Source organism: Rhizobium sp. SL86 (genome assembly GCF_026672545.1).
Lineage (GTDB): Bacteria > Pseudomonadota > Alphaproteobacteria > Rhizobiales > Rhizobiaceae > Neorhizobium.
Genome location: NZ_JAPPRJ010000001.1, coordinates 645,071 through 667,710 on the forward strand (window position 1 = coordinate 645,071; position 22,640 = coordinate 667,710).

At 63.2% G+C, this 22,640-nt stretch carries 22 protein-coding genes; 9 read left to right on the forward strand and 13 right to left on the reverse strand.

Features of this window, described 5'->3' with window-relative positions; translation table 11 throughout:
- Positions 1 to 11 precede the first annotated feature (11 nt).
- Genes OU993_RS03400 through OU993_RS03410 form a run of 3 tightly spaced genes read right to left on the reverse strand, consistent with a single transcriptional unit; the run spans position 12 to position 3,508 of the window.
- Complete coding sequence (locus OU993_RS03400; protein ID WP_268154846.1) at positions 12 to 902, reverse strand: patatin-like phospholipase family protein; 891 nt, start codon at positions 900 to 902, stop codon at positions 12 to 14.
- Positions 903 to 913: 11 nt separating this feature from the next.
- Complete coding sequence (gene rsmD, locus OU993_RS03405; protein ID WP_268154847.1) at positions 914 to 1,474, reverse strand: 16S rRNA (guanine(966)-N(2))-methyltransferase RsmD; 561 nt, start codon at positions 1,472 to 1,474, stop codon at positions 914 to 916.
- A 6-nt stretch (positions 1,475 to 1,480) separates the two neighbouring features.
- Positions 1,481 to 3,508: a pseudouridine synthase gene (locus OU993_RS03410; protein WP_268154848.1), complete on the reverse strand. Its 2,028-nt coding sequence runs from the start codon at positions 3,506 to 3,508 to the stop codon at positions 1,481 to 1,483.
- A 158-nt stretch (positions 3,509 to 3,666) separates the two neighbouring features.
- Between OU993_RS03410 and OU993_RS03415 the strand changes: the two genes are divergently transcribed.
- Positions 3,667 to 4,119, forward strand: coding sequence for a nucleoside deaminase (locus tag OU993_RS03415; protein ID WP_268154849.1), 453 nt, complete (start codon positions 3,667 to 3,669; stop codon positions 4,117 to 4,119).
- Positions 4,120 to 4,125: 6 nt separating this feature from the next.
- On the opposite strand, the gene OU993_RS03420 is transcribed toward OU993_RS03415, so the two are convergent.
- The gene (locus OU993_RS03420) at positions 4,126 to 4,755 is read right to left on the reverse strand and encodes a hypothetical protein (RefSeq protein ID WP_268154850.1); all 630 of its coding nucleotides are present in this window, start codon (positions 4,753 to 4,755) and stop codon (positions 4,126 to 4,128) included.
- 129 nt (positions 4,756 to 4,884) lie between these two features.
- Positions 4,885 to 7,896: an isoleucine--tRNA ligase gene (ileS, locus tag OU993_RS03425; protein WP_268154851.1), complete on the reverse strand. Its 3,012-nt coding sequence runs from the start codon at positions 7,894 to 7,896 to the stop codon at positions 4,885 to 4,887.
- Positions 7,897 to 8,181: 285 nt separating this feature from the next.
- Here ileS and OU993_RS03430 point away from each other — a divergent pair, with 285 nt between their 5' ends.
- Both OU993_RS03430 and OU993_RS03435 read left to right on the forward strand, forming a co-directional pair.
- Complete coding sequence (locus tag OU993_RS03430; RefSeq protein WP_268154852.1) at positions 8,182 to 8,457, forward strand: type II toxin-antitoxin system prevent-host-death family antitoxin; 276 nt, start codon at positions 8,182 to 8,184, stop codon at positions 8,455 to 8,457.
- Entirely contained in the window at positions 8,454 to 8,909 is a 456-nt protein-coding gene (locus tag OU993_RS03435; RefSeq protein WP_268154853.1) for a type II toxin-antitoxin system VapC family toxin, read from the forward strand. Before OU993_RS03430 ends, OU993_RS03435 begins: the two co-directional genes overlap by 4 nt.
- A gap of 21 nt (positions 8,910 to 8,930) precedes the next feature.
- Here OU993_RS03435 and OU993_RS03440 read toward each other — a convergent pair whose 3' ends face one another.
- The 4 genes from OU993_RS03440 to OU993_RS03455 form a co-directional block, all read right to left on the reverse strand.
- Positions 8,931 to 9,911, reverse strand: coding sequence for a bifunctional riboflavin kinase/FAD synthetase (locus tag OU993_RS03440; RefSeq protein ID WP_268154854.1), 981 nt, complete (start codon positions 9,909 to 9,911; stop codon positions 8,931 to 8,933).
- 13 nt (positions 9,912 to 9,924) lie between these two features.
- Positions 9,925 to 10,773 carry a TIGR01459 family HAD-type hydrolase gene (locus OU993_RS03445; RefSeq protein WP_268154855.1) on the reverse strand — a complete coding sequence of 283 codons (849 nt, stop codon included), beginning with the start codon at positions 10,771 to 10,773 and terminating at the stop codon, positions 9,925 to 9,927.
- 102 nt (positions 10,774 to 10,875) lie between these two features.
- Positions 10,876 to 12,237 (reverse strand): chromate efflux transporter, encoded by a 1,362-nt coding sequence (gene chrA, locus OU993_RS03450; protein ID WP_268154856.1) that lies wholly within the window; start codon positions 12,235 to 12,237, stop codon positions 10,876 to 10,878.
- Positions 12,234 to 13,058: a sulfurtransferase/chromate resistance protein gene (locus tag OU993_RS03455; RefSeq protein WP_268154857.1), complete on the reverse strand. Its 825-nt coding sequence runs from the start codon at positions 13,056 to 13,058 to the stop codon at positions 12,234 to 12,236. The genes chrA and OU993_RS03455 overlap by 4 nt, the downstream gene beginning before the upstream one ends.
- A 286-nt stretch (positions 13,059 to 13,344) precedes the next feature.
- Here OU993_RS03455 and groES point away from each other — a divergent pair, with 286 nt between their 5' ends.
- Together groES and groL are read left to right on the forward strand one after the other, a co-directional pair.
- Positions 13,345 to 13,641 (forward strand): co-chaperone GroES, encoded by a 297-nt coding sequence (groES, locus tag OU993_RS03460; protein ID WP_268154858.1) that lies wholly within the window; start codon positions 13,345 to 13,347, stop codon positions 13,639 to 13,641.
- Positions 13,642 to 13,710: 69 nt separating this feature from the next.
- Entirely contained in the window at positions 13,711 to 15,351 is a 1,641-nt protein-coding gene (gene groL, locus OU993_RS03465; protein WP_268154859.1) for a chaperonin GroEL, read from the forward strand.
- Positions 15,352 to 15,439: 88 nt separating this feature from the next.
- Here groL and OU993_RS03470 read toward each other — a convergent pair whose 3' ends face one another.
- Positions 15,440 to 16,462 carry an alpha/beta hydrolase family protein gene (locus OU993_RS03470; RefSeq protein ID WP_268154860.1) on the reverse strand — a complete coding sequence of 341 codons (1,023 nt, stop codon included), beginning with the start codon at positions 16,460 to 16,462 and terminating at the stop codon, positions 15,440 to 15,442.
- A 194-nt stretch (positions 16,463 to 16,656) separates the two neighbouring features.
- Here OU993_RS03470 and OU993_RS03475 point away from each other — a divergent pair, with 194 nt between their 5' ends.
- Positions 16,657 to 17,106: a DoxX family protein gene (locus tag OU993_RS03475; RefSeq protein WP_268154861.1), complete on the forward strand. Its 450-nt coding sequence runs from the start codon at positions 16,657 to 16,659 to the stop codon at positions 17,104 to 17,106.
- A 228-nt stretch (positions 17,107 to 17,334) separates the two neighbouring features.
- On the opposite strand, the gene hisG is transcribed toward OU993_RS03475, so the two are convergent.
- The 3 genes from hisG to hisS all read right to left on the reverse strand — a co-directional run bounded on the left by hisG (position 17,335) and on the right by hisS (position 20,886).
- Entirely contained in the window at positions 17,335 to 18,030 is a 696-nt protein-coding gene (hisG, locus tag OU993_RS03480; RefSeq protein WP_268154862.1) for an ATP phosphoribosyltransferase, read from the reverse strand.
- Complete coding sequence (locus OU993_RS03485) at positions 18,027 to 19,151, reverse strand: ATP phosphoribosyltransferase regulatory subunit (protein ID WP_268154863.1); 1,125 nt, start codon at positions 19,149 to 19,151, stop codon at positions 18,027 to 18,029. Before OU993_RS03485 ends, hisG begins: the two co-directional genes overlap by 4 nt.
- Before the next feature lie 226 nt (positions 19,152 to 19,377).
- Positions 19,378 to 20,886 carry a histidine--tRNA ligase gene (hisS, locus tag OU993_RS03490; protein WP_268154864.1) on the reverse strand — a complete coding sequence of 503 codons (1,509 nt, stop codon included), beginning with the start codon at positions 20,884 to 20,886 and terminating at the stop codon, positions 19,378 to 19,380.
- Here hisS and OU993_RS03495 point away from each other — a divergent pair.
- The 3 genes from OU993_RS03495 (at position 20,885) to OU993_RS03505 (ending at position 22,632) form a co-directional block, all read left to right on the forward strand.
- Positions 20,885 to 21,211 (forward strand): hypothetical protein, encoded by a 327-nt coding sequence (locus OU993_RS03495; RefSeq protein ID WP_268154865.1) that lies wholly within the window; start codon positions 20,885 to 20,887, stop codon positions 21,209 to 21,211. The two genes, hisS and OU993_RS03495, sit on opposite strands and share 2 nt — an antisense overlap.
- A 225-nt stretch (positions 21,212 to 21,436) precedes the next feature.
- A complete protein-coding gene (locus OU993_RS03500; RefSeq protein WP_268154866.1) occupies positions 21,437 to 22,192 on the forward strand; it encodes a hypothetical protein in 756 nt (251 codons plus the stop codon).
- 38 nt (positions 22,193 to 22,230) lie between these two features.
- Positions 22,231 to 22,632 (forward strand): hypothetical protein, encoded by a 402-nt coding sequence (locus OU993_RS03505; RefSeq protein WP_268154867.1) that lies wholly within the window; start codon positions 22,231 to 22,233, stop codon positions 22,630 to 22,632.
- Positions 22,633 to 22,640 lie beyond the last annotated feature (8 nt).

Below are 22,640 nucleotides of genomic sequence, written 5' to 3' on the forward strand. Positions count from 1 at the left end.
TCTGTCCGGGATCAGGCGCGGGAGGAGGCCTCGATCAGGCTCTCCAGCCCGCGTTTCAGCTCGTCCTTGACGACCTCGGTTTCCTCCAGGATCTCGCGCACCTTGAGGAAATCCAGGACACCGAAGCGGCTGACCGGCGGGCGCAGGAAAAGATGCGGCGGATGCAGCTTGAGTTTCAGCGCGATGCAGGCCTGCATCATCAGCTGGCTGGCGCCGAACATGCTCTCGATACGGTTCGGCGCGTGGGTACCGTCACCTTCCGGGCCGCCGACCACATCGACGCCGATGACGATATCGGCACCATCGGCGACGTGTTCGTACGGGATCGGGTTGAAGATGCCGCCATCCACCATGATGCGGCCGTGGATACGCACCGGCATGAAGAGGCCGGGAATGGCGGCCGAGGCGGCCATGGCGGCCTGAAGGTCGCCCTCTTCGAGGATGACCTCCGACTGGCCGTAATAATCCGTCACCGCGATCTTCAGCGGAATTGCGAGATCCTCGAAACGCGCCGGCACCTGCGCGGGCAGGAAGGCCGTCAGAATGCGCGCGAGGTTGAAATGGCCGAGCCGGAAGCCGCCCACCATGTCGCGCATCGCATCGGGCCCGAGCGACCACAGGCGATTGAGCACCGTGCCGCGGTTACCGAGCGTCTCCAGGGTGAAAGCACGGATTTCGGCGCCCGACATGCCGGCGGCCATGCCGGCGCCAAAGATGGCGCCGATCGAAGACCCGGCAATCGCGACCGGGCGAATGCCCATCTCATCCAGCGCCTCGATCACCGCGATATGCGCAATACCGCGGGCACCGCCGCCACCGAGCGCCAGCGCCACCCTGAAACCATCGCCGGATCCATTACCGGACGCGGCACGTGTCTCGGGAAGCGATAGCCTGGTATTCATCCGGGTCCCCTTCAGGCGGGCTGGTAACGGAAGAAATTGATCCGGGTGTCGCCGAACAGTCTCTGCTCCAGGGGCGCGAAGACCGGATCGACCGAAAGCGTCACATCGGCGCGTTCCTCGACGACCACCAGCGCACCGGGCAAAAGCCAACCGCCCTGGTGGGCGGCAAGAAGCGCTGCTTCGCCGAGGCCCTGGCCATAAGGCGGATCGGCAAACAGGAAATGGAAGGGTTCCATCGTGCCGACGCCTCCGAGTTTCGTGGCGTCGCGCCTCAGAATACGCGCACGGCCATGCAGGCCGAACTGTTCGATGTTTTCCCAAAGAAGGCCCCTGCCCTCGATGCTGTTTTCGACGAACAGCGCGCTGCGACAGCCGCGCGACAGGGCTTCCAGCCCCACGGCCCCCGTGCCGGCAAACAGATCGATGACGCGCGCGCCCTCGATCGCTTCCGGGTAGACATGGCCGATGATGTTGAACAGGCTTTCGCGCGTCCGGTCGATGGTCGGCCGGATCGCGTTGGATTTGGGCGCGGCCAGAGTGCGGCCCCGAAACTCACCACCTACGATCCGCACGTCACGTCATCCTCTCGGTGTTCTGGAACGCGAAGCGCCGCCTTTCGGCCCGGAACCCGGGCCGCGACCACCCGAAGGCTTGCCGCCCGAAGGACGTCCGCCCGGTTTGCCGCCACCGGGCTTTCCACCACCCGGCTTGCCGCCAAAACTCTTGCCACCGCCGGGCTTGCCGCCAAACGGCTTGCCACCGCCAGAGCGCTCGCCAAAAGACCTCTCGCCCGAAGGCCGGTCACCCGACGGTCTGCCACCGAAACCACCGCGACCACCTTCCGACCGCTTGCCTTCCGGCCGGTCGCCAGAGGGGCGACTGAAGGCACGTTCGGCATTTTCGCGGGCCGAGCGGCCGGGACCGGAGCCAGAACCGTAAGGTTTGGCGCGCGGACGATCTCCCTCCTCGCGCGGCTTGAAATCGCCGCGCGGCCGATCACCGCGAGGACGATCGGAAAAACCGCGTTCACTGCGCTCGCCGCGGTCGGGACGCTCCGAGCGTTCGGAGCGTTCAAACCGGTCGGACCGTTCCGGACGATCACGGCCTTCGCTGCGTGCCGGGCGTTCACCGCGGGCGGGACGCTCGCCACGGTCCGGCCGGTCGCCACGGGCGGGGCGGTCGCCACCACGTTCCGGACGATCCCGGCGGCCAAAGCCCTCTTCCTCGTCACGCGGACGACGGGCCGGCGCTTCGGCGCGGATCCAGTCGCTGTCGCCTTCGACGCGGTTGATCGGAATGCTGGAGGTGCGGCGCTGCGGCTCCGGCGCCTTGTTGAACAGGCGCTCGGCCTCGGCGCGGGCCGATTTCTTGGTCCCGGCATCGGCCGTCGGGCGGGCGCCCGGCGCCATCCAGACATTGGCCGTACGCGACGTGCCCATCGGCAGGCGTTTCTTGGCCTTGTCGTCGCCGAACTTGCCCTCGCCAGGCTTGCCGCCACGCTTGTCGAAATCCTTGGGCCCACGGCCCTGATCCTTGCCGCGGCCCTTATCGCGCCCTTCGAAACGGTCGCCACCGCGGTCCGACCGGGTCTCGAGACGGCCCTTCGGCCGCTCCGGACGGTCTTCGGCGCCCCAGGGGCGCTCTTCGCGGGAAGAGGCTGCCTTCGGCTGCGGCTTCTCGTCATCCGCCACCGGACTGCTGTAGATCGGCGCGTCGAAATTCGCCTTGGATTCCTCGATGAGGCGCGGGCCGAGCTGATCGCGCAGCATACGGCCGCGCACTTCCACCACATGGCCTTCCGGCAGGTCACCGAGCTGGAAGGGACCGTAGGAGATACGGATCAGGCGGTTGACCTCGAGCCCGAGGGCGCCGAGCACGTTCTTGATCTCGCGGTTCTTGCCTTCGCGCAGGCCCATGGTGATCCACACATTGTGGCCCTGGGTTCGGTCCAGCGTCGCATCGATCGCGCCGTAGAGCACGCCGTCGACGGCGATACCGTCCTTCAGCTTGTCGAGATCTTCCTGGCTCACCTCGCCATAGGCACGCACACGGTAACGGCGCAGCCAGCCGGTGGTCGGCAGTTCGAGAACGCGCGACAGGCCACCGTCATTGGTGAGCAGCAGCAGGCCTTCGGTGTTGATGTCGAGGCGACCGACCGACATGACCCGCGGCAGGTCTTCCGGCAGGTTGTCGAACACGGTCGGGCGGCCTTCCGGATCGGAATTGGTCGTCACCAGGCCAGCCGGCTTGTGGTAGAGCCAGAGGCGGGTGCGCTCGATGCCGCGGATCGGCTGGCCATCCACCTCGATCGCATCGGAAAGCGTGGCGTTGACAACTGGTGTATCCAGCACCTGGCCGTTCAGCCGCACGCGACCTTCCATGATCATGCGCTCGACATCGCGGCGCGAGGCCACGCCGGCGCGGGCGAGGATCTTGGAAATCCGTTCGGGCTTGCCTTCGGTAGACGCAGCGGCCGTCGTGCGGTCTGCTGCCGGCTTGCGGGCGGGTTTGGCTGAGCCGTCACTGCGCTTGGCGGTATCGGTCTTCTTCGTCTCGCGCTCGAAGGGCTTGCGGCCCTCGCGCTTCGGCTTGTCTTTGAAGCTCATTTGTTGTTTGCCTGGGGCGTGTGTCGGACGAAAGCCGTCCAGGACATCACTGTTTGACTGAATTTTTCGTCTGGTCACGATGCAGAGGTCCTGCGCGCGACACGGGGTTGGACCGTTGCTAGCACTTCGCGTCCTTCGGGTTAAGAGGAAATCGCGGCATGAACGGGACAAATCGTTTCATGGTTGCTGCGCTTGAAGAGGCGCAGAAGGCGGCGGATCGCAACGAGGTACCGATTGGCGCGGTGATCGTGCTGGACGGCGAGATCATTGCCCGGGCCGGCAACATGACGCGGGAACGCAACGACGTGACGGCGCATGCGGAGATTGCCGCCATCCGGTACGCCTGCGAAGCGCTTGGTCAGGAACGGCTGACGGGTGCCGATCTTTACGTCACGCTGGAGCCCTGCACCATGTGCGCGGCGGCGATTTCGTTTGCCCGTATCCGCCGGCTCTATTACGGCGCACAGGACCCGAAGGGCGGCGCGGTGGAAAGCGGGGTGCGCTTCTTCAACCAGCCAACCTGTCACCATGCGCCGGACGTCTATTCGGGGATTGCGGAGACCGAAGCGGCGGCGATCCTCACCGGCTTCTTTCACGCAAAGAGAAGCTGACAGCCCTTACTTGAAGGGGTTCCACCAGGACGAGGTGTTGGCGGAGGCGGCAGCGGCGGATTTCTTCCGCTCGCGCTCCTTCTTTTCCTCAGGCTCGCCGAGATCGGTGAGCGCCGCATTGTCGGCGAGGCGGTATTGGGCCGGCGGTTCCGTCAGCGTGCGGCGCTGGCCGGCAATGCCGGGGCTTTCCGCATTGGCCTTGGCCTGACGGAAGGCTTCCCACTTCTGGGATTCGGTCAAGGTGCCGGCCGTGCCACTGCCGACGAGCAGCGGCGAACGGTAATTCGGATTGTTCTTGTTGTCTTCCGCTTCCTGGCGCAGACGCGCACGGGTTTCTTCCGGCGATTCGATCCAGTTCGGATTGTTTTCGCGGCCGACCAGCGATGCCTGCGGCGAGGGAAGAACAGCTTCGGACTTTTTGTTAACGACGAGCTGCGGACGCGGATTGTAGCGCGTATCCTTGTTGGCCGGCTCCTGCTGGAAGGCCAGCGACTGACCGAGATCGTCCATCAGCTGTTCGCCGGCGGTCTTGCTGGTGCCGTAGGTGGGGCCGCCAACGCAGCCCGACAGGCCGATGGCAGCTGCGGTCACGGCCAACAGACTTGCGCGCACGCGAATTCCCTGCATCGTCTTCATTCAACCCCTTGCAGCGGCGCAACACAAACGCCAGCGAGACTACTAGAACGACCCTTGGCCGAAAAATCCGGCCAATTTCAGGCAGACTTACCGGATGACGCGGCAAAGCGCAATCATCCGGCAACCATGTCACGCGAGCGCGGCAAGTTCGCGCAGCGCCTGCGCATCGCGGGCGGAGACATCCGGATAGTCCGGATCGGACCCGACATCCCTGGTGATTTTCCAGGAGCGGGCGCAGCGGGTGCCTTCGGCCAGCTTCGGCTCCACCGCAACCTTGGTGCCGTCATCGAGACGGAAGGCCTCGGCCGGTCCCTCGCCCGCCACGACGGAAATATCCGAGGTGATGCAGATCTCGGCGAAATCCAGACCGTCCAGCGCCTTCAGAAGCTCCGGATCGGCCACATGCACGACCGGGGCTGCTTCCAGCGACGAACCGATGCGCTTTTCCTTGCGTTCCACTTCCAGCGCGCCGGTGACGGCACGGCGGACGGTGCGGACATGCTTCCACTTCTCCGCGACCGCCTCGTTCGCCCAGTCTGCCGGAATGGCCGGGAACTGTTCGAGGTGGACGGACTCGGCGGACGGATCGCGCGACAGCCAGGCCTCTTCCGTGGTGAACGGCATCATCGGGGCAAACCACAGCACCAGGCAATCGAAGAGCTTGCGGATGACGTGGAGTGCCGCGCGGCGCTTCAGGCTGGAGGGTGCCTCGCAGTAGAGCGTGTCCTTGCGGATGTCGAAATAGAAGGCGGACAGTTCCACATTGGCGAAGTCGCTCAGAGCGCGGACGATGCGCTTGAAGTCGAATTCGTCATAACCCTTGCGCACCAGCTGATCGAGCTCGGAGAGGCGATGCAGCATCAGCTTTTCGAGTTCCGGCAGCTCGGCATAGGCGATCTCCTCGCCCTTGTCGTGGGCGAGCGTGCCGAGCATCCAGCGGATCGTGTTGCGGATCTTGCGATAGGCATCGATATTGGTCTGGATGATCGTCTTGCCGAGGCGCTGATCCTCGGCATAGTCGGTCGACATGACCCAGAGGCGCAGGATATCGGCGCCCGATTCCTTCATCACATCCTGCGGCGTCACCGTATTGCCGAGCGATTTCGACATCTTGCGACCATCTTCCGCCATCGTGAAGCCATGGGTGATGACGGCGTTGTAAGGCGCGCGGCCACGCGTGGCGCAGCTTTCCAGGAGCGAGGAATGGAACCAGCCGCGATGCTGGTCCGATCCTTCCAGATAGACATCCGCCGGCCATTTCAGGTCCGGGCGATCTTCCAGCGTGAAGGTATGCGTGGAGCCCGAGTCGAACCAGACGTCGAGGATGTCGGTGACCATCTGCCACTTCTCGCCGTCATGCTCGTTGCCGAGGAAACGTTCCTTGGCGCCTTCGGCAAACCAGGCGTCCGCCCCTTCCGTCTCGAAGGCTTCGAGAATGCGGGCATTGACCTTCTCGTCCTTCAGCACATTGCCGTCCTTGTCGGCAAAGACGCAGATCGGCACGCCCCAGGCGCGCTGACGCGACAGTACCCAGTCCGGGCGCTGCTCGATCATGGCGCGCAGGCGGTTCTGGCCGCCGGCGGGGACGAAACGGGTCTGGTCGATCGCATTGAGCGCGCGAGTGCGCAGCGTCGTGCCGTCGGAGAGGTCCTTGTCCATATAGACGAACCATTGCGGCGTGTTGCGGAAGATGACCGGCTTCTTGGAGCGCCAGGAATGCGGGTAGTCATGCTTGATACGGCCGCGGGCAAACAGGTTGTTCGCGGCGATCAGAGCCTCGATCACCCGCTTGTTGGCATCACCCTTCTTGCCGTTGTCATCGATGACACGCGCGGCACCACCTTCCGCTGAGGGGCCGAAGCCCGGGGCTTCCTCGGTGTAGAAACCGGCGTCATCGACCGGGAACGGGATTTTCGTGTCGATGCCGCGATTGCGCAGGAGATTGGCATTGGCCATCCAGGCGTCAAAGTCTTCGCGACCATGCGAAGGCGCGGTGTGGACGAAACCGGTACCGGCATCGTCGGTGACATGATCGCCATCGAGAAGCGGAACAGGGAAGGTGTAGCCGAGGTGTACGAGCGGGTGGGCGCAGGTGATATTCTGGAGCTCATGCCAAGCAATGTCACTGCGGAGCTCTTTGATCGTTAGCTTCGCCTTCTCTGCACAACCACGAGCCAGAGCTTCAGCAGCAATGAACCTCTCACCGGGCTGAGGTCCAAATTCATTCTGTGCGTCGGTTACGAGATAAAGTCCGTACTTGATCTTGTGTGAGTACGAGATCGCGCGGTTGCCCGGAATGGTCCAAGGCGTAGTTGTCCAGATAAGAACTGAGGTATCAGCAAGACTACCTTGCTGCGCGGCCCGCGTCGCTTCGACTTCAGAAAGCCCGCCAGTAAGATAGAGCGCCTTACGGACCTCAGACTGCTGTTGGTCGTACTCCTTATCATAGCTCACCACCGGGAACTTCACCCAGATCGTGTCGCTTTCGACCTCGTGATACTCCACCTCGGCTTCCGCCAGCGCGGTGCGCTCGACGACCGACCACATGATCGGCTTGGAGCCGCGATAGAGCTGGCCGCTCATGGCGATCTTCAAAAGCTCGCCGGCGATGCGGGCTTCCGAATGGAAGGCCATGGTCGTGTAGGGATTGTCGAAATCGCCCTCGATGCCGAGGCGGCGGAATTCCTCCGACTGGATGTTGATCCAGCCTTGTGCGAATTCGCGGCATTCCTGGCGGAATTCGTTGATCGGGACTTCGTTCTTGTCCTTGCCCTTGGCGCGGTAGGCTTCTTCGATCTTCCATTCGATCGGAAGACCGTGGCAATCCCAGCCCGGCACATAGTTCGAGTCAAACCCACGCATCTGGAACGAGCGGGTGATGACGTCCTTCAGCACCTTGTTCAGCGCATGGCCGATATGGATGTTGCCGTTGGCGTAAGGCGGGCCATCGTGCAGCACGAATTTTTCGCGGCCGGCGGCAGACGCGCGCAGCTTCTTGTAGAGCCCCATCTCCTTCCACTTCTTCGCCATTTCCGGCTCCTTCTGGGGAAGGCCGGCGCGCATCGGAAACTCGGTCTGCGGCAGGTAGAGCGTTGAGGAATAATCGGTCTTGTCGGCGGTCTCGGTCTTGGTGTCGGTCATGGATCAACCATCGGAAAAGGCGACCGGCGGGGTCGCGGATGTGTCATGGAATGGCGGCGAGCGCCCGAGTGGAACCCGAGCAGCAAAATCCCGGACCTTCCCGCGCGGTCACGCAGCGAGGAAGGCCGGGCCAATAATTCGAAGGATGCGGGCCGCCCGGAAATTCATCATGGTGCCGCGTCTTTACGGGTTTTTGGCCACAAAAGGAAGGGGCAAGATGGCGGCGAATTGGACAGGTGGCGGGCATTGGCTTAGATTGTCTATATAACCGATAGGGAGCGCCGGATGCCACGGTTCAAAGTGCCACCTCAGGAAAGCGACAGCTGGGAACTGGACGATGCAAGAGCTCGTTTCGGCGAGGTTGTCCGCCGAGCGCGACAAGAAGGACCACAGAGGGTTGCCGTGCGTGACGGTGAAAGCGTATTCGTAATCAGCTCTGACGAACTTGAGCGCCTGACGGAACGTAATCGGCAGCCATTGGTCTCGTTTCTGGAGAGCCTCGGGCTTCAAGACCTGCCGCTCGAGAGGGAGCCAGACAAAGGGCGGGACCTGGACCTTTGATCGGCTGGCTTCTCGACACCAACGTCATCGCAGCCCTTTCCAATGCCACCGGAGCGCGCTCGGTAAAAACCTGGGCCAATGCTGTTGATGAGCGGGACCTTTACATTAGTATTCTCACCTTAGCAGAATACGATAAAGGGATCGAGAACCTACCGCCTACTGATCCCAGCCGCGCTCGCTACATCGGGGCCAGAGATGCCTTGGAGGAACGGTTTTCGCACCGCACATTGCCCGTCGACAATGAAACTGTTCGGCTCTGGGGGCAGCTCTCCGGAAGGATCAAATTGGCAACCACACACGCGCCGCCGGTCGTTGATACACTTCTGGCGGCGACGGCAATACGACATCGCCTCTATCTCGTAACCAGAAACACCCGCGATGTTGTCCACACGGGTGCTGCCGTGTTCAATCCGTGGAATGACAATCCGTCACTCTATCCGATCAGCCCATAGCTAAAGTGCCGTGAAGCGTCTTTAAAACGCAATCGTCGCGTCCAGGTCCCCAAGCGGCGTGACGCCTGCGAGAAGCGCACGCGCTTCCGCCTCGTCCTGCTTCATCTGGACCACCAGCGGATCGAGACCATCGAATTTCAGCTCGGGGCGCAGGTAACCAAAGAAGGAGACGGCCGAGACTTCGCCGTAAAGATTGCCGGAGAAATCAAAGAGGAAGGTTTCGAGCAGCGGCGCACCGTTGTCGGTCACCGTCGGGCGGCGGCCAAAGCTTGCGACGCCATCATGCAGCGTGCCATCCGGGCGGCGGAAGCGCACGGCGTAGATGCCGGCCTTCAGTTCGGTTTCCGGCACCAGCCGCATGTTGGCAGTCGGGTAACCCAGGGTGCGGCCGAGCTGTTCGCCGCCGATCACCTCGGCCTCGACGGTATAACGATAGCCGAGCAGGCCGGCGGCCTGAGCTACATCCCCCTCGCCCAGCAGCGCGCGGATGCGGCTCGAGGAAATCACCTCGGCGCCTTCGTCGCGGAACGCATCGATGAGGGAGACGTCAAACCCGTGGCGGCGGCCGGCTTCCATCAGATAGGCGGGTCCGCCTTCGCGGCCGCGGCCGAAATGGAAATCGAAACCGGTGACGACCGCGCTTGCCTGCAGCCAGTCCGCGAGCACGGATTTGACGAAATCCTCGGCGGAACGCTGGGAGAATTCGCGGTCGAAGGGATATTCGATGACGGAGCGGAAGCCCATGGCCTCCAGCAACCTTGCCTTCATCGGCGCCGGCGTGAGACGGAAGACGGGTTGGTCGGGCCGAAAGACCGTACGCGGATGCGGCTCGAAGGTCAGCACCAGCGCCGGCACGCCCCGCGCTTCGGCAAGCGCCAGCGCCCGTTCCAGCACGCTGCGGTGACCGCGATGCACGCCGTCGAAATTGCCGATCGCCACCACACCGCCCTTCAGTTCGGGTGGCAGCGCTTCCTTCTTTTCATTGCGGTAGAACACGGTCATGGAGCGGTTTCCGTCAGGCGAGGCGCGGCATCCACCATTTCGGCGTTGCACCTTCGCGCTTCAGATAGGCGTTCAAAATGGCTTCGTCGGTCTCGCCATTGATGGTGTATTCCGCCGCATGGATGCCGCCGGAAATGTAGAGAAGGTCGAGACCGTAGCTGAGGGCTCCCTTCACATCCGTCGGCATGCCATCGCCCACCGCGATCACCTTGGCCATGTCGATTTCGCCCTTCACCTCGCGGGCAGCGGCGAGCGCTGCCTCGTAGATCGGCTTGTGCGGCTTGCCGGCAATGCGGGTGGCGCCGCCGAGCTGTTCGTAATAGGCGGCAACGGCGCCGGCACAGGGAATGATGCGATGGCCGCGCTCGACGACGAGATCCGGATTGGCGCAGATGAAGGGGGCGCCCTTTTCCACGAAACGCACCAGCATGTCGTGGTAATCTTCCGGCACTTCCTTTTCATCGTCGAAAAAGCCGGTGCAGACGACTGCCTCTGCCTCGCCCTCGCCGGTGACGGTTACGTCCAGCCCGTCGAACAGCGGCATGTCGCGTTCGGGGCCGAGCAGGAAGACCTTCTGCGGACCTTCGGCGATCAGGGTACGGGTCACATCGCCGGAGGTGACGATGCGGTCATAGGCCTCGTCCGGCACGCCGATGGCCCGCAGCTGATCGATGACACCCGGCGCCGGGCGCGGCGAATTGGTGATCAGCACCACGGCCAGCCCTGCCTTGCGGGCTTCGGACAGCGCCACGCAGGCTGCGGGGAAAGCGTCGATGCCATTGTGCAGCACGCCCCACACATCGGAAAGCACGAGCTCGTAGCCCGAGGTGATCGCGCTGAGGTTCTGAATGCGGTCTGCCATGGTCACCCGATACGGTTCAAGAATATGTCTGGCGCTGACATGGCAAAGCTCGGCTGCGATGGCAAGGAGTTTCCGTTGCCCTTGACGGCTGCCGCCGCCGGATCAGAAGCCGGCAAGACGCCAGAAAAGGCCGGCAAGGGCGCACGCCAGAAGCACCTTCACCAGGCCGATCTTCAGCCTCAGCAGCATCAGCGCCGAGACGAGGAAAAGAACCAGGGCCGCCGGATCGAGTGTGGTGAGGCTTGGCCACCAGAGGCCTGGCGCCCTCTCCCCCGTCCATCCGGGGACGAGCGGCAGGCGGGCCACCTCGGCAAACAGCACATGCAGGCCGAACCACAGCGCCAGGTTGGCAATGACACCCACAACCGCGGCGGTGATGGCGGACAGGGCGGCGGAAATCTGCGGCTTGCCGCGCAGGCGCTCGATGTAAGGCGCGCCGGCAAAGATCCAGATGAAGCTCGGCACGAAGGTCGCCCAGGCCGTGAGCGTCGCACCCAGAATGCCGCCGAGAACCGGATCGATGCCCGGCACCGCCCGGAAGCCGACGAGATAACCGACATAGGAGAGTACCAGCACCAGCGGCCCCGGCGTGGTTTCCGCAAGCGCCAGCCCGTCCAGCATTTCGCCCGGCCTCAGCCAGCCGTAATCCTGCACGGCCACCTGCGCCACATAAGCGAGTACCGCATAGGCGCCGCCAAAGGTGACGAGCGCCATCTTGGAAAAGAAGGCGAACATGGCGGCAAGGTTTTCCGCCCCGGCCACAAAAAAAAGAAGCAGGAAGGGCAGCTGCCAGACCAGCACCCAGAAGGCGAGCGACAGAAGCGAGCGGCCAAGCGGCACGCGGCCGCGCGGCGGCTCCGTCAAGACCGGCTCTGGTGTGCCGGCTCCGGCCGACACCCTGCGCGCCTGGAAAAACCCGGCAAGAGCGGCGGCCAGCACCACGAGCGGAAACGGCAGAGCGAAGACGAAAAGCGCCAGAAAGGCAGCAACGGCGAGGCCCAGCAGAAACCGCGTCTTCAGCGTGCGGCTGGCAAGCCGGATGACCGCCTGAAGCACAATGGTCAGGACCGCCGCCTTCAGCCCAAAGAACAGGCCGGCGAGCCAGCCGGCATCCTGGAACAAAGCGTAGAGCGTCGACAGGCCGATGATGACGAAAAGGCCCGGCAACACGAACAGCAGGCCGGCGACGATGCCGCCGCGGACGCCGAACATCAGCCAACCGATATACGTCGCAAGCTGCTGCGCTTCAGGGCCGGGCAGCAGCATGCAGTAGCTCAGCGCATGCAGGAACCGCTCCTCCGACAGCCATTTGCGCTCGTCGACGATCGCCTTGTGCATCAGCGCGATCTGCGCAGCCGGCCCACCAAAGGAGAGGCAGCCGATGCGGGCGAACACCCGGACGAGGTCGGGGAAGCTCGGCTCTGCACCACTGGCCCGGGCGGGAGAATCGACTGCGACACTCATTCCTTCACCTCGTTTCGGGGACCGCGGACGATCCAGTCATGCTTTTCATCCATGGCGTCTCGCGCCCATCTGTAGAGGGCGTCGTAGATCGCAAGACCCTGCTCCAGCTGCTGAAGATCGTCTTGATGGAGTCTCGACAGGCCAAGCGATATCGCCAGCAAACCCGCGGTTTCGGGCGCGATGTCCAGCCGGTTTGTATCGGCACCACGAATGATCCGCGCCAACGTCGTGAGGGCTGGCGTCTCCAGTGAAAAGGCGCTCAGCATCGTGTCGAACGTGCAGCGTTCCCCGTGATGGCTCCAGACACCACCTTCCATATCGAAAGGGATTGCGTCGAACCGTTCGGCGACGGCATCGACCTCAGACGCGGTCACGAAGAGAAACCTTGCAAAGGGATCGACGAAGCGGCGGATCAACCACGGGCAGGCGATCCGGTCGATCTTCGGGCGATTGCGGGTGACCCAAAGCGTGCCACCCTGATGCGTTGGGAGAGGGGCCATCGGCACGCGCGGAAGTCCCGCCTGCATCCAGGCAACCGTTCCTCCCTCCAGGACTTCCGCAGAAAGGCCCAGAAGCCGCAGATGGGCGGCAACGCCCTCACTCAGCTTTCTGCCTTTCTGGCAGATCACCACAACGGAGGAGGAACGGATCTCTGCGGCCCACTGCTCGACAGAACGATGATCGCGGCGAACGGATGCGGGCAGGAGAAACGGGTCGGCTTCGGCATCGTCTGCCGTGCGGACGTCGATAAGAAGGGGGGACTGGGCTGACCCCAGCAAGCGAAAGAGCTTGTCTGCGGAAATTGCGCCAAAGGGTGCCATGTTCGATGTCCGTGGTCTGATGATTGACGGATGCGAAATTCCGGCATGGCGCCTCATGGAGAGTTCCGCGCACTCCACGACCTGACCATCTCAGATGTCACCGGAACTGTCAAACCGCGGATCGGCGACCCAAGAGGGCAAGAACACGGATTTTTTGCGCCGCTTCTTGACTCATCCGTCGCTCGATCTTATCTCAACCTCGCTAGCACTCGCCACTAAGGAGTGCTAACAGCAGGATCACGGGCCCTAGAGACCCGTCTATGTCATTTGATCGAGGGATTAGACAATGGCAAGCACCAATTTCCGCCCGCTGCACGACCGCGTTGTCGTTCGTCGCGTCGAGTCTGAAGAAAAGACCAAGGGCGGCATCATCATTCCCGACACCGCCAAGGAAAAGCCGGCTGAAGGCGAAATCATCGCTGTTGGCCCGGGCGCCCGCAAGGAAAACGGCGAACTCGTCGCGCTCGACGTCAAGGTTGGCGATCGCGTCCTGTTCGGCAAGTGGTCCGGCACGGAAGTCAAGCTCGACGGCGTCGACCTTCTGATCATGAAGGAAGCCGACATCATGGGCATCATCGGCTGATTTCAGCCGAGGGTTCTTCCACAACAAGATTGAACGACAGCGGGCAGAACGCCCCAAGGAGTTTTCAAAATGGCTGCTAAGGAAGTCAAATTCGGCCGCACCGCGCGCGAAAAAATGCTGCGTGGCGTCGACATTCTCGCAGATGCCGTCAAGGTTACGCTCGGCCCGAAGGGTCGTAACGTCGTTATCGACAAGTCCTTCGGCGCTCCGCGCATCACCAAGGACGGTGTATCGGTTGCCAAGGAAATCGAACTGGAAGACAAGTTCGAGAACATGGGCGCCCAGATGGTCCGCGAAGTTGCTTCGAAGACCAACGACATCGCAGGCGACGGCACCACCACCGCAACCGTTCTGGCCCAGGCCATCGTTCGCGAAGGCCAGAAGGCCGTTGCTGCCGGCATGAACCCGATGGACCTGAAGCGCGGCATCGATCTCGCCGTTGCTGAAGTCGTGAAGGATCTCCAGGCCAAGGCCAAGAAGATCAACACCTCGGAAGAAGTTGCCCAGGTCGGCACGATCTCGGCAAACGGCGACACGCAGGTTGGCCGCGACATCGCGGAAGCCATGCAGAAGGTCGGCAACGAAGGCGTCATCACGGTTGAAGAAGCCAAGACCGCCGAGACCGAACTCGAAGTCGTCGAAGGCATGCAGTTCGACCGCGGTTACCTGTCGCCTTACTTCGTCACCAACCCGGAAAAGATGGTTGCTGACCTGGAAGACGCCTTCATCCTGCTGCACGAAAAGAAGCTCTCGAACCTCCAGGCCATGCTGCCGGTTCTCGAAGCTGTCGTTCAGACCGGCAAGCCGCTCGTCATCATCGCTGAAGACGTCGAAGGCGAAGCTCTTGCGACCCTCGTCGTCAACAAACTGCGTGGCGGCCTGAAGATCGCTGCCGTCAAGGCTCCGGGCTTCGGCGATCGCCGCAAGGCTATGCTGGAAGACATCGCGATCCTCACCGGCGGTACCGTGATCTCCGAAGATCTCGGCATCAAGCTCGAAAATGTCACCCTCGACATGCTCGGCCGCGCCAAGAAGGTTTCGATCTCCAAGGAAAACACCACGATCGTTGACGGTGCAGGCCAGAAGGCTGACATCGAAGGCCGTGTTGCCCAGATCAAGGCCCAGATCGAAGAAACCACCTCCGACTACGACCGCGAAAAGCTGCAGGAACGTCTTGCCAAGCTCGCTGGCGGCGTTGCCGTGATCCGCGTTGGCGGTGCAACGGAAGTCGAAGTCAAGGAGCGCAAGGACCGCATCGATGACGCTCTGAACGCAACCCGCGCGGCCGTTCAGGAAGGCATCGTACCGGGCGGTGGTACCGCTCTGCTGCGTTCCTCCACGAAGATCACCGTCAAGGGCGTCAACGACGACCAGGAAGCCGGCATCAACATCGTTCGCCGCGCTCTGCAGTCGCTGGTTCGCCAGATCGCAGACAACGCCGGTGACGAAGCTTCGATCGTTGTTGGCAAGATCCTCGAAAAGAACGACGACAACTTCGGTTACAACGCTCAGACCTCCGAGTATGGCGACATGATCGCCATGGGTATCGTCGACCCGGTCAAGGTCGTTCGTACCGCTCTGCAGAACGCCGCTTCGGTTGCTTCGCTGCTGATCACGACGGAAGCCATGATCGCCGAACTGCCGAAGAAGGAATCCGCTGGCGGCATGCCGGGCGGCATGGGCGGAATGGGCGGAATGGACATGATGTAAGACCTTCGGGTCTGACATCTGGACCATCCGGTTCGGACTTACGGAAAGGGCGGCTCGCAAGGCCGCCCTTTTTGCATTGCCGGATGCTTCAGCTTGCCGGGCCGACAAGTCCTGCGAGCGTCAGTTGCGCGGCGGTTGCGTGCACGGCGGCCCTGTCAACCCCCGGCGCATCCACCCAGTATTGTGCATTGTAGCGGGCTGCCGTCTCCGCCGCGACCGGTAGCAGTGTATAGTGACCGACGTCCTTGCCTAGACTGGTCAGGCTGCTGTTGCGCAGGCGCTCGTTCAACCAAGCGGAGCAGAGGTCATAGGGTGCTTCCTCATCCGCCTCACCACACAGGATCGTCACCGGCAGGTGGATGTCGCGCAGGCTCTCCTCCGTGAAACCACGCACCGGCGGCGCCGGCGCGATTGCCACGACCGCGCGCAGCCGTTCGTCGCGGTAGCTCTGCGACTGGCGCTCCCAGGACTGGCGGAACACGGCACTCGACGCCAGAAGCGGCTCGATCTGGCCGGCCAGATCCGGCATTTCCTGCGGGCCGGCGGTCGAGGGATGGTCCTTGACGAAGGCCATCATCCGTTCCGTTTCCGTAATGGCACCCGCCAGCGCCAGCGTCGTATAACCGCCCAACGAAAAGCCGGCTGCCGTGACATCGGAAAGATCCAGCCGCCCGGCAAACGCGCCCTCCGACGAGAGGCAATCCAGCAGGAAACTCAGATCCCGCGCCCTTTCCCACCAGCACAAAAACCCTTCGGCGCGATAGGCTTCCACGCCGGTATTGCCATGATGATCAACGCCCAGCACCACACGACCTTGCGCGGCAAGGGCAGAGGCGAGCCAGCCGAGACCCGAGGCGGAACCGCCCGTGCCGTGCGAGATCAGAACCACCGGAAAACGATCAATGCCCGGTCGAATGGCTGCCTCCGGCGCCAGCAGCCCAAGGGAATAAAAGGGGCGGCCGGGCGGGATCGCGATTTCCTGCATGAGACTGCCGGGCGCGGCAGGATACCAGGCGGACCAGCGGACAGGACGCGGCCCCTCGCCGCTCCAGTTCGACCGCGCCTCGTCCAGCAGCAGTCCGCCTCGAAACCCTATGCACTGATCCGTCATATCCACCCCCATGATTGCGCCGCAGCATAGGGACCAGTGGCTGCCAATTTCAACCGGGAAACCAAGGCGCAAGCTTCGTTCACAATTACCGAACAATTCGTCTCCATCCGTTCATCTTTCGCGGCGCGACAATCTGGCGCATATTCTCCACCAGACATACACCGCCGCCACGGCACATCCTCTGGAGACTTTCCATGTCGACCACCAACAACGCAGTCATTCTCGTTGCCCGCATCCTCCTCTCGTTCATCTTCATCCTGTCCGGCTTCGGCAAGCTGGCCGATCCGGCCGCCACCGCTGGCATGATCACCGGCGCCGGCCTGCCGGCCGCAACCGCGCTTGCCTATCTCGCCGGCCTGTTCGAACTGGTGACCGGCCTTGCCGTTCTCGTCGGCTTCCAGGTCAAGATCGTCGGCTGGGCTCTCGCGCTCTTCTGCATCTTCACCGGCGCCGTCTTCCATTCCGGCACGGTTGCCATCCCGGGCTGGCCGGACGCAGCACTCGGCTGGATCAACACGCTGAACCAGATCATGATGATGAAGAATTTTACGCTGGCCGGCGCCTATATCCTGCTCGCCACCGTCGGTGCCGGCGCCTATTCGCTGGACGCCCGCCGTGGCGCAGCCTCGGTCGTCACCGCCTGATATCCACCGCCCGCAAGGCAAAAACAAACCCGCCGGAGCAATCCGGCGGGTTTTGTGCGTGCAGCGAAGGTCATATGGGCCCCTCACCCTAACCCTCTCCCCGCCGTGCGGGGAGAGGGAACGAGATTGCCGCAACGCCGCCGTTCCCCCTCGCCCCGTCAGAACGGGGAGAGGGTCGCCGAGCGTCAGCGGAGGCGGGGTGAGGGGCAATTCATCGGACGAGAACGACTAAACCGCCCCGCGCACGGCCTCGATGATCTTCGCCACCGTCGCATTGCCCTCGTGCTCCGGCTTGCGGGCGCGGACAAGACAGGCTTCCGAGCGCAGGATCACGCCGTCCGACAGCACCTTCAGGTGGTTGGCGACGAGCGTGGAACCGGTGGAGGTGATGTCGACGATGATATCCGCCTGGCCGGCGGCCGGCGCGCCTTCGGTGGCGCCGAGGCTTTCGACGATACGATACAGCTGAATGCCGTGGCTGCCGGAAAAATGCTGCTGGGTGAGCCGCCAGTATTTGGTGGCGATCGCCAGGCGCCGGCCATGGCGGGCACGGAATTCAGCCGCCACGTCCCCGAGATCGGCCATGGTTTCCACGTCGAGCCAGATCTCCGGCACCGCGACCACCACATCCGCACGGCCGAAACCGAGGCGGGCGGCAATTTCCACGCGGGCATCGGCATCCGCCAGCCCCTCGCGCACCAGATCCTCGCCGGTGACGCCAAAATCCACGGTGCCGTTGCCGATCTCGCGCGAGATTTCAGACGCCGACAGGAAGGCGATCTCGACATCCTCAAACCCTTCGACGCGGCCGCGATAGGAGCGGTCATTGCCGACGGCGACGATCTTCATGCCGGCCTTTTCGAAGATGGCGGAGGCATCGTCCTTCATGCGGCCCTTGGAGGGAAGCCCGATGGTAATCGTCATCGTTTTGCCTCCTTGGCCTTCTGGATGCGGTCCAGCCACATGGAAAAACCGACGGCCGGGATGTGATCCTTCGCGCCGAGCAGCGTCAGCATGCGGTCATACCGTCCACCGCCGATGAGCACATCGTGTTCGCCGCGCACGGTGACTTCGAAAACGAGGCCGGTGTAATAATCGAGCGGACGGCCGAAGGCGGCCCGCCAGGTGATATCGGCAAGCGACGCACCGGCATCGCGAAGCGCTGCCACGCGCGCATCGAACCCGGCAATCGCCGCCTCCAGCGGCAGGGCGGCGGAGCGGGCGAAATCGGACAGCACGCCCGGCGCATAACGCAGCGAGACGTTGATGGAGAGAAACTCCTTCAGCGCATCGAGCTTCGCGCTATCGAGCGAGGCGCCGGCGAGCAGCCGCTTTTCCTTCAGCCGCCGCACGATCTCTTCCGGGGCGCGGCTGGCATTGGTGAGATAACCGGTGCGCTCCATCTCATCGCGCAGGTGGTTTGCGAGGCCGGCGTCGTCACCCGCCTCCAGCATGCGCTCCACCTCCGGCGAAAGGCCGGCGACCGGTTCGGGTTTGGCGAGACGCGCAATGATCGCCTCCAGCACATCCGTCTGGCCGAAGGCACGCACGAGGCGACGCTGCCAGCCGACGGGAAGGCCAAGCGCTGCCACGACGGCCTCGAACACCGCCTGATCGCCGATGGTGACCGCAAAGGCATGCGACGGCAGCACGGTCTGCAGACAGGCCAGCGCATCCGCAACGATGCGCGCATCGGCATTCGCCGCATCCGTATCGCCCAAATCCTCCAGCCCCGCCTGATAGAACTCGTTTGCGCCCTCGCGGCGCTGGCGGAACACTTCGCCGAGATAGGCATAACGTTTCGGCGTGCCGGTGGCGGTTTCGATATGGCGCAGGCAGACCGGAATGGTGAATTCCGGCCTCAGGCAGAGGCTTTCCCCCCGCTCGTTTTCGGTCAGAAAGATCCGCCGGCGCAGGTCTTCGCCGGCCATGTCGAGAAAGGGTTCGGCCGGCTGGATGACCGGGGTGTCGACGCGGGTGGTGTTGCGCCGGGAAAATTCCTCCAGGATCGCCGGGGCGAAGTCGGGCATGTCGATCAGGGGCATGGAGTTGCTCCTGCTTTCAGGACGCAAGACCCCCTCTGGCCTGCCGGCCATCTCCCCCACAAGGGGGGAGAAGACTTGGAGCAAGCGCTCAGTACCAATCTAGCGCCCCGGTCAGAACAAACAGTCTGAGCTGGCAAATTCAACAGGTGGGAGAACGGCACGCGCCGACCTGCTCCCTCCCCCTTGTGGGGAGGGTTGGGGAGGGGAAAAACCACAGACGCCAACATCAAACATCCTTCGCCCGGCGGCGGTCTTCGGCCTGGTGGGCGAGGATCTCCTTGACCTTTTCCACCAGCTCCGCTTCCGGCACCACCACCTGCGCGACGCGCGCCTCGCGCCATTCGGCATTGTCGGTGATCTCGCCGGAGAGGCGCTTGCCCTCGATCAGGTCCTTGATCTGCACGACGCCCTGTTCGCGCTCGTCACCACCCTGGATGATGGCGATGGGCGAGCCGCGACGATCGGCATATTTCAGCTGGTTGCCGAATTTCTTCCAGTTGCCCTGGTACATTTCGGCGCGGATGCCTTCGTTGCGCAAGCTTTGCGTGAACCGCTGGTAACGCCCCATGGCCTCCACATCGCCATCCATGACGGTGACGAGAACCGGCGCGAGGATTTCGTCCTGACCGAGCTTTCCGAGGTTTTTCAGCGCCGTCATCAGGCGCGAGACACCGATGGAAAATCCGGTGGCCGGCACCGGCTGGCCCATGAAGCGCGAGACCAGACCATCATACCGCCCGCCGCCGCCGACCGAACCGAAGACGACCTTTTCGCCCTTTTCGTTGGTGACATCGAAGGTGAGTTCGGCTTCGTAGACGGGGCCGGTGTAGTATTCGAGACCACGGACGACGGAGGGGTCAATCTTGATGCGGGAGGCGTCATAGCCAGATGCTTCGAACAAAATCCCCATCTGAGAAAGTTCATTGATCCCCGTGGAGAGGGTGTCGTTCGCCCACCCACCGTTGTCCGCTATCGCCGCCATCGGATCATTTGTGCAAGTGATTACGAGATTGATCTGCTCCTCGTTCAGCCCCGCTCCCTTGGTGAAGTCGCCGCTTTCATCCTTGCGACCTTCGCCAAGCAGCAGGCGCACGCCTTCGGGGCCAAACTTGTCCAGCTTGTCGATGGCCCGCAGCACGTTCAGCCGCCGTCCTGCATTCTCTTCGCCGCCCAGACCGATGGCTTCCATCACGCCATCCAGAACCTTGCGATTGTTGACGCGGATCACATAGTCACCGCGCTTGATGCCGAGCGCTTCCAGCGTATCGGCCATCATCATGCACATTTCGGCATCGGCCTGCACGCCCGGTGCGCCGACGCTGTCGGCATCGAACTGCATGAACTGGCGGAAACGGCCCGGACCCGGCTTTTCGTTGCGGAACACATAACCGGCGCGATAGGTGCGGTAGGGCAGCTGGATCTCGTTGAAGTTTTCCGCGACGTGGCGGGCAAGCGGCGCCGTCAGGTCGTAGCGCAGGCTCATCCACTGGTCGTCGTCATCCGTCAGCGAAAACACGCCCTCGTTCGGGCGGTCGCTGTCGGGCAGGAATTTTCCGAGCGCATCGGTATATTCGAACAGCGGCGTTTCGATCGGGTCGAAACCGTAACGCTCGTAGACCTCGCGGATTTTCGCGACCATCTCGTTGGTGGCATGGATATCGGCGGCAGTGCGATCGACAAAGCCGCGCGGCAGGCGGGCCTTCAGTTTCTGCGGTTTCTTCTGCTTGTCGCTCATGATGCTCTTCCTTGCCGCCGGCACATGGAAAAAGGCCGGAATTTTGAGCGGTTTCTTAGAGGATCACGCCAGACGCGGCAAGGGTGAAGGCTGGCGACGTTCACGCTCGCCTGATAAGATGGCGGCATGGCGGAGGGTGCGCGCAATGAACCACCAATTTACCTTCGAGATGCCTGACCACGCCTATGCACTGGTTTGCGAGGCCGCTGAACAGGCAGGCATGACTGTCGAGGAATACATCCTCGACACAATCCGCGAATCTTTGGCCCGCCACCCTCAAGGACAGGACATGGCGGAAAATCGCGAAGAGCAGTTGAGCGGTTGATATTGATTGCCTATCCAGGTTGGCGTTTGAGCCAGTTCGCCCCCCTCTGCCCTGCCGGGCATCTCCCCCACAGGTGGGGAGATTGGTCAACAGCAACGTCTCGTCTAACATCGGCGCTGAGGGGCGGGAAGCCGGTGCCGTCCATCCAATCTCCCCCCTTGTGGGGGAGATGCCCGGCAGGGCAGAGGGGGGTGGAATTTTCAATGCCCGGTGGACCGATAGCCCATGATCCTCGAAGCCCTTGATTACGCCGCAAGCGTGCCGCTGACGCCTGCCGCCTTCCGCCCGCATATTGCCTCCTCCGTCAGCCTCTCGGCCCGCGCCAGACGGTGCAAAACGGCCTGGGCGGAGCATGAGGCCCACAGCCAGGCGCAGGTTCTGGAGACAATGAAGACCATGCGGGAGCGGCGCACCGCCGTGGTGCTGGGCTCCGGCCTGCTGCGCGACGTGCCGATCCGGGCACTTTCGACAGCCTTCGATACGGTGGTGCTGGTCGATCTTGTGCATCTTTCCAGCGTCCGGCTGTGGCTTGCCGCGAAGGGCCTACGCAACACGCGGCTGATCCATCGCGATCTCTCCGGCTTTGATGAGGCCATCGCCGGCCAGACAGCCGAACCGCTCGCCTTCCTGCGCCAGGTGCCATATCTCGATCTCGTCGTCTCGGCCAATATCCTGTCGCAGATCGGTGTCGGTTGCCGGCGGCGGCTGGAGCGTGAAGGCCAGGCGGACCGCGCGGCGGACATCGTGCCGGCGCTGATTGCCGCGCATCTGGAAGGCCTCGGCGCCCTGCCCTGCCGCACCTGCCTGATCACCGACATTTCCTATCATGTGACCGACCGGCAGGGCAAAGTGCTGGAAGAAGACGATCTTCTCGCTGGCGTGGCCGTGCCCGCACATCGCACAAGCTGGGACTGGCCGGTCATTCCGTTCGGCGAGGGAACAGGCGATTACCAGGCCGTGCACCGCGTGATTGCAGGTTAACGAAATGTCACTGGATTTTTCGCCGCCGCATCATCATCTTGTTCGTCATGCGCCGTTTCGCCTTTCTCCTCGCCGTCATCGCCTGGCTGTTGACCAGCCTGATGCCGGCGCTTGCGCTGTCGACAGCGCAGGACCATGCCGGCCATGCGCCGGTCATGGAGGCGATGCCGCATGCGGCAGCTGTTGCCGCGCACCCGCATGCAGGCGCCGGCGCGCATGACCACGCGGCCATGAACACGGCAGCGCCCTGCCCGGACTGCGACGGCCAACCGGCAAAACCTGGCTGCGCCATGAGCCTCTGCGCCGCCTGCACCTCGCTGGTGCCGGAGCTGATGCTGGCCGCCTTCCGGCCGGCCATGGCCGATCAGCCGGCAGCGCTGCCGACCTCGCCGCTCACCGGCATGGCACCCGGCCCCGCCGATCCCCCTCCCCGCACCTGACGCAGAAG

What these genes read in the sequence shown, in the direction of transcription:
- hisG (WP_268154862.1), bottom strand. Translation starts at nt 18,030, where the DNA reads ATGACGATTACCATCGGGCTTCCCTCCAAGGGCCGCATGAAGGACGAT.
- OU993_RS03410 (WP_268154848.1), bottom strand. Translation starts at nt 3,508, where the DNA reads ATGAGCTTCAAAGACAAGCCGAAGCGCGAGGGCCGCAAGCCCTTCGAG.
- OU993_RS03430 (WP_268154852.1), top strand. Translation starts at nt 8,182, where the DNA reads ATGCCACGGTTCAAAGTGCCACCTCAGGAAAGCGACAGCTGGGAACTG.
- ileS (WP_268154851.1), bottom strand. Translation starts at nt 7,896, where the DNA reads ATGACCGACACCAAGACCGAGACCGCCGACAAGACCGATTATTCCTCA.
- OU993_RS03440 (WP_268154854.1), bottom strand. Translation starts at nt 9,911, where the DNA reads ATGACCGTGTTCTACCGCAATGAAAAGAAGGAAGCGCTGCCACCCGAA.
- hisS (WP_268154864.1), bottom strand. Translation starts at nt 20,886, where the DNA reads ATGAGCGACAAGCAGAAGAAACCGCAGAAACTGAAGGCCCGCCTGCCG.
- OU993_RS03445 (WP_268154855.1), bottom strand. Translation starts at nt 10,773, where the DNA reads ATGGCAGACCGCATTCAGAACCTCAGCGCGATCACCTCGGGCTACGAG.
- OU993_RS03495 (WP_268154865.1), top strand. Translation starts at nt 20,885, where the DNA reads ATGATGCTCTTCCTTGCCGCCGGCACATGGAAAAAGGCCGGAATTTTG.
- OU993_RS03415 (WP_268154849.1), top strand. Translation starts at nt 3,667, where the DNA reads ATGAACGGGACAAATCGTTTCATGGTTGCTGCGCTTGAAGAGGCGCAG.
- OU993_RS03475 (WP_268154861.1), top strand. Translation starts at nt 16,657, where the DNA reads ATGTCGACCACCAACAACGCAGTCATTCTCGTTGCCCGCATCCTCCTC.
- chrA (WP_268154856.1), bottom strand. Translation starts at nt 12,237, where the DNA reads ATGAGTGTCGCAGTCGATTCTCCCGCCCGGGCCAGTGGTGCAGAGCCG.
- groES (WP_268154858.1), top strand. Translation starts at nt 13,345, where the DNA reads ATGGCAAGCACCAATTTCCGCCCGCTGCACGACCGCGTTGTCGTTCGT.
- OU993_RS03455 (WP_268154857.1), bottom strand. Translation starts at nt 13,058, where the DNA reads ATGGCACCCTTTGGCGCAATTTCCGCAGACAAGCTCTTTCGCTTGCTG.
- OU993_RS03485 (WP_268154863.1), bottom strand. Translation starts at nt 19,151, where the DNA reads ATGCCCCTGATCGACATGCCCGACTTCGCCCCGGCGATCCTGGAGGAA.
- OU993_RS03420 (WP_268154850.1), bottom strand. Translation starts at nt 4,755, where the DNA reads ATGAAGACGATGCAGGGAATTCGCGTGCGCGCAAGTCTGTTGGCCGTG.
- groL (WP_268154859.1), top strand. Translation starts at nt 13,711, where the DNA reads ATGGCTGCTAAGGAAGTCAAATTCGGCCGCACCGCGCGCGAAAAAATG.
- OU993_RS03500 (WP_268154866.1), top strand. Translation starts at nt 21,437, where the DNA reads ATGATCCTCGAAGCCCTTGATTACGCCGCAAGCGTGCCGCTGACGCCT.
- OU993_RS03400 (WP_268154846.1), bottom strand. Translation starts at nt 902, where the DNA reads ATGAATACCAGGCTATCGCTTCCCGAGACACGTGCCGCGTCCGGTAAT.
- OU993_RS03470 (WP_268154860.1), bottom strand. Translation starts at nt 16,462, where the DNA reads ATGACGGATCAGTGCATAGGGTTTCGAGGCGGACTGCTGCTGGACGAG.